At 37.0% G+C, this 5,099-nt stretch carries 7 protein-coding genes; 1 reads left to right on the top strand and 6 read right to left on the bottom strand.

From position 1 onward, the window contains the following. Positions 1-1,008, top strand: a 1,008-nt coding sequence (locus tag BM212_RS11925; protein WP_143744962.1) for an IS256 family transposase, incomplete at its 5' end; no start/stop codon positions are given. Positions 1,009-1,519: 511 nt separating this feature from the next. On the opposite strand, the gene BM212_RS11930 is transcribed toward BM212_RS11925, so the two are convergent. From BM212_RS11930 to BM212_RS11955, 6 genes are all read right to left on the bottom strand, one after another. Beyond that, positions 1,520-2,077 (bottom strand): class I SAM-dependent methyltransferase, encoded by a 558-nt coding sequence (locus BM212_RS11930; RefSeq protein ID WP_091898748.1) that lies wholly within the window; start codon positions 2,075-2,077, stop codon positions 1,520-1,522. Between the two features lie 92 nt (positions 2,078-2,169). Then, positions 2,170-2,397 (bottom strand): SHOCT domain-containing protein, encoded by a 228-nt coding sequence (locus BM212_RS12760; protein ID WP_091898750.1) that lies wholly within the window; start codon positions 2,395-2,397, stop codon positions 2,170-2,172. A 31-nt stretch (positions 2,398-2,428) separates the two neighbouring features. Further along, positions 2,429-3,913 carry a multicopper oxidase family protein gene (locus BM212_RS11940; protein ID WP_091898752.1) on the bottom strand — a complete coding sequence of 495 codons (1,485 nt, stop codon included), beginning with the start codon at positions 3,911-3,913 and terminating at the stop codon, positions 2,429-2,431. Between the two features lie 86 nt (positions 3,914-3,999). Continuing rightward, entirely contained in the window at positions 4,000-4,386 is a 387-nt protein-coding gene (locus BM212_RS11945; protein ID WP_072695667.1) for a DUF302 domain-containing protein, read from the bottom strand. 37 nt (positions 4,387-4,423) lie between these two features. Next, the gene (locus BM212_RS11950) at positions 4,424-4,687 is read right to left on the bottom strand and encodes an SHOCT domain-containing protein (protein ID WP_072695669.1); all 264 of its coding nucleotides are present in this window, start codon (positions 4,685-4,687) and stop codon (positions 4,424-4,426) included. An 11-nt stretch (positions 4,688-4,698) separates the two neighbouring features. Then, positions 4,699-4,881, bottom strand: a complete 183-nt coding sequence (locus tag BM212_RS11955) for an SHOCT domain-containing protein (RefSeq protein WP_072695671.1) — start codon at positions 4,879-4,881, stop codon at positions 4,699-4,701. Positions 4,882-5,099: the final 218 nt, after the last annotated feature.

A 5,099-nucleotide genomic window follows, 5' to 3' on the forward strand; every position in this document is an offset into this window, starting at 1 on the left:
TATGATCGTAAGGTCAAAACCGAATACGGCGAACTTCAGCTTCAGATTCCACGTGATCGGAATGGTGAATTTAAACAACAGACTTTCCCAGCCTATAAGCGAACCAATGAGACCTTGGAAGAAACGATTATCCATCTTTTTCGAAAGGGGATCACGATGTCCGAAATTGCCGATCTAATTGAGAAAATGTATGGCCATCATTATACGCCACAGACGATGTCCAATATGACGAAAGTCTTTTCTGAAGAAGTCGCTGCTTTTAAAAAGCGTTCACTAAATAAGCACTATGCCGCTATTTATCTGGACGCAACCTATATTCCTTTAAAACGTAAAACCGTCGATAAAGAAGCCATTCATATTGCCGTAGGCATCCGTCCAGATGGTACTAAAGAAGTACTGGGTTATGCCATCGCACCGAATGAATCGACCATAACTTGGAAAGAGCTACTAGAAGACTTAGTAAGTCGAGGCGTTCAGTCCGCTCTCCTCTTTGTGACTGATGGGCTTAAAGGGATTAAAGATACCATTCATCAAGTATATCCCAGTGCAGCCTACCAACACTGTTGTGTGCATGTTTCTCGCAATCTTGCCAGTAAAGTACGCGTAGCAGATCGAAGAGACATATGCGAAGACTTTAAAGCGGTTTACCAAGCGGACTCACGAGAAAAAGCGATTGAAGCTCGACTAGATTTCACAGAGAAGTGGCACACCCGCTACCCTAGAGTAACCAAATCTATTTTAGAGAACGATAGCTTACTGACCTTTTATGACTTTCCCGCTTCAATCCGAAGAAGCTTGTACTCCACTAATTTGATTGAGTCTTTTAACAAACAAATCAAAAAATACAGTCGGCGTAAAGAGCAATTTCAAAATGAAGCATCTATGGATCGCTTTTTAGTCTCAAATTTTGATCTGTACAATCAGAAATTTTTAACTCGAAGCCACCGCGGTTTCCAACAAGCTGAAGCAGAACTTTGGGAAATGTTTGGAGAACTAGAAGAAAGATAAGTTTTTTACAGAAGGAACTTTTTATTTACACAAACTTCTTGACGCTCTCACAATACTTCACCGTTGCAGTAATAAAATGGTCTTTTTATTTTCATTATAATATAATAGGTAGCGATTTCAATCAAGATATATTACAATCTATTACAAGGCATTCAATATTATTTTTCTAAATAAATTAATAGGCTATTTTGTTGAATTTCATTCTCTGGAGTTTGTCTTCTTAAAATAATATAAGTTAGAATGGGACAACATCTTGAAATTCTGAAATTAAACCATTTTTCTAGCATTCGAAGTTTAAGTGAATACTTTTAATTGGCCATAAGAAAAAGTCCGTATTGCTTAACTTACTCCTTAGAATCTTCTAACCACAACTACTCCTAACACCCACTAATAGATACTATGATCAGATTCTATCTTTCTCCCTTTATAAATCTGCACTAAAATATACCCACTAGCAAACAAAATACTAATTTTCAATGTAAAAGTTTTTCATTCATAGACTCTCCGCCAATCAAATTATTTCAGCACAAATAATAGATATGTTACTATCTACTTTTTTTAATATTCCCCAAATATGCAGGGGGATAAAATTGATACGATCCATAATTTTTCCAACAACTGGCTTGTTGCTTCGCATATGTTCCAACATAATAACCTTGCCGCCATTCTTGCAGACTCTTCGTATTTCTTTTAATCCTTTAACAGGATCAGGAACAGAGCAAAACACGCAGGAGGTGACCACTGTATCGAATGTATTATCTTCGAAAGTCATGTTTTCTGCATCCATTTCCATTAACGTGACATGATCCTTATCTTTACTCTTATTTTTAGCCTTTTCTAACATCTTTTCGCTGAAGTCTATTCCGGTGACTTCTTTATCTGTCGAATAAAACTCTAAATTTTTACCTGTGCCCACACCGACTTCCAATATTTTTTTCCCTTCTATTTTTTCGAATAATTCTTTTCTCCAATCATCCATCATCATAGATTCCATTGGTTTTTCCATGAGGTCATATATTTTTGATACGCGATTGTATCTATTTTTTATTTTGTTGTTATCACCAGCCAATCTTTCACCTCCTCAAAGCGGTTGCATGGACATATTTTACAGCTAACTTTTATATCATTTAAAATATTTAGAAGTAACTATTTTTATCTAGTTTACAGGTCCAAATTCTTTTTACGCCGACTATATTCTTGATCATCGATTTCTCCCCTGGCATATCTTTCATTTAAAATTTCCAGCGAAGAACTCTCTATCGGTCGTTTTTTCTGTCTATTATTTTTGGCTATCATGATCACTGACAAAACAATTACTAACAGCAGGACCGCTGGTATCGGCCAAAAGAATCCACTACCTGCTATTCCTGAGCAAACGCTACCGTACATTTTATCCTCTCCATTACTTTATTTTTTTGTTCTATTCAACTAAAAACTGCCCCATCATGCCTGAATCTTCATGCTCCAGTATATGACAATGGTACATAAATAGTCCTTTTTTATTGAATTTAGCTAAAAGCCTTACTTCTTCGCCGCTTTCCACCATCACAGTATCTTTCCAGCCTTGTTCATTTAAAGGCGGTTCTCCTCCATTTCTTTCAATCACTTGAAACTGTACGCCATGGACGTGAAGAGGATGTGGCGTCTCGCCGCTCATCATTCCCATTCCAGCAGACTCATTAGTTACGACCCATTCTTCCAGTTCATTCAAATTCAAGGTTTCATCGATTCTGTCCATATCCATTTGTTTACCGTTGATTGCGACCATTGGCCCCATGCCACTCATCACAAACTCTCGGGTTATAACGACGTCATCTCTGTCATATGGAACGATATCGACCAGTTCTTCAGGTATACCACTTGATTGCTGTGCTTCTTCAACGATATTTATCCTCATTACTTCATAGTCGCCGTCTCTTAAAACGACTTGGTCTCCTGCACTATATTCTCTGAAATCTACCAGTATCTCTGCTCGTTCAGCCGGCGCCAGCGACACTTCCTGCATTTCTATACTGTTTTTTAAAAATCCTCCATCAGACGCAATTTGATGAAACGCACGATTATCGCTGAAATTAAAATCATAGGATCGCGCATTTGAACCATTTAACAATCTGAGTCGAACGACTTCACTTTTCACATCCAATTCAGGCGAGATCGCTCCATTGACCAATATGGTATCTCCTTTAAATCCATCCATCACATCTCTCATGCCTAAGTCATAAGGAATCTGCCCATCCTGTGTAAATCGTTTATCCTGTACGACAAGAGGAATATCATTGACACCATGTTCTTTCGGCAAATCCAATGCTTTTGACTTTTCGTCTTCGATATAGAAAAGGCCAGCTAATCCTTTGTATACTTGTTCGCCTGTTTTATGGAGCAGATGTGGGTGATACCAGAGTGTGGCGGCAGGCTGGTCTATAGTGAAATAAGGTTCCCAAGTGGTATCTGGTTCCACCACTTGATGCGGTCCACCATCCATTTCTCCCGGCACCTCCAAACCATGCCAGTGAACTGTTGTCTGCTCATCTAATGTGTTGTTCACATTGATTTTTACATCGTCACCTTTATTCACTCTGATAATAGGGCCTAAATAATCACCATTATATCCTAGGGTTTCGGCTTCTTTACCTTCAATAAATTCCTTTTTTCCATATTGTACATTCAAATCAAATTCAGCTTTTCCTTCTTCAGGATTTTTATCCTCTAAAAGGGGCGGAATAGGTAATTTATTTCTTTCTTCATCAGCTCTATCATTTGTATTTTCTATATCGACTGACGGCCTATTTTGTTCTTCCATCGTTTCAAAACCTCTCCTTGAATTCACGAAAAAGTAACCGATATACATTATAAGCAGGATTATGGCAATCACTATGACCGCGTACCACTTTCTGTTCTTATTCATTTAATCATCCTTATCCTTTTCGCTCTATCCTTATTACTCAGGAAAAAAGCCACCCTAAATAAAATTTAAGATGGCTTTGATTTTTTTTAAAGCGCCAAATCTATTGATTTTCTGAGGATCTCTTCGATTTCTTTAGCCATATCTATTAAGCCGGGCTCATCAAATAAACCAATCAGAGCTTCTGGTCGGGTCATGCCCATATAAGTCTGACCATTTTCTTCTCTAACAATCATTTTACATGGCAGGACATAGCCTACATGACTGTTTTTATCCAGCACTTCTTTTGCTTTTTTAGGGTTACATACTTCTAATACAACGTAGTTATTTTCAAAGTCCAACCCTTTTTCATTTAATTTATCTTTGAAATTCAGCTGCCACAAAACGCCAAACCCATTTTCCTTTAAGTGTTCAGTTAAAGATTCAATAGCCTCATTCAGTTCTTTGTCTGTCTTTTTTTCATATACGACGTTCATTATTATCCCCTCCTTGATTTTCAAGTTATTATTTTAATTACTCACTTAATTTTTTCAATTTATCTCTATACTCTTCCTCAGATATTTCTCCTCTGGCGTATCTTTCTTTTAAAATATCTATGGCGTGGTTCGACTGTGACGATCGATTGTTACTTGAGCGGTTCATTAATAATTTGGCGATAATTACTATAGCGCCGATAATGACTAGAAATTTCAATCCATCATATACCATAAACCACCAGCTGTTTTCATAGCCAAAATTCATCATGTTATCAAAACCGTTACCCCAATAGCCGTGCATCTAATCCCTCCTTATCTATTCAATGATTCTTTTTTGTTCCTGTATTCTTCTTCTTCAATTTCACCTTTGGCATAGCGTTCATTTAAAATGTCCAGTGCACTGTTCTGTTTTCTTGAAGTACTTGCTCCCCCCTGATTATCTTCCATGTATTTATAAATGAAATAACCAACTACAACGATCAATATGATTCCCATATAGTCTCCTCCTTTTCCTTCTTTGCTTACCTTAACTTTACTGCCAAGTTATGGAGATTTTATGGATTCACGAATATACCTGAATTCACTAGTGTTGCATAAAACTTAGAATAAATGATTTTTATACATTGTTACTTTAATCACAAGTAGTTTTCATTAAAATTTCCAAAAAAGTCAATTGCTGGCGCAAGGGATGACTTTTTCCAGAAATTTTTAGG

This window comes from Marinilactibacillus piezotolerans, from assembly GCF_900114235.1.
GTDB lineage: Bacteria > Bacillota > Bacilli > Lactobacillales > Carnobacteriaceae_A > Marinilactibacillus > Marinilactibacillus piezotolerans.

Bases quoted from the DNA above. Each gene is read 5' to 3' on its own strand.
- BM212_RS11955 (WP_072695671.1), bottom strand. From the start codon at position 4,881: ATGGGAATCATATTGATCGTTGTAGTTGGTTATTTCATTTATAAATAC.
- BM212_RS11940 (WP_091898752.1), bottom strand. From the start codon at position 3,913: ATGAATAAGAACAGAAAGTGGTACGCGGTCATAGTGATTGCCATAATC.
- BM212_RS12760 (WP_091898750.1), bottom strand. From the start codon at position 2,397: ATGTACGGTAGCGTTTGCTCAGGAATAGCAGGTAGTGGATTCTTTTGG.
- BM212_RS11950 (WP_072695669.1), bottom strand. From the start codon at position 4,687: ATGCACGGCTATTGGGGTAACGGTTTTGATAACATGATGAATTTTGGC.
- BM212_RS11945 (WP_072695667.1), bottom strand. From the start codon at position 4,386: ATGAACGTCGTATATGAAAAAAAGACAGACAAAGAACTGAATGAGGCT.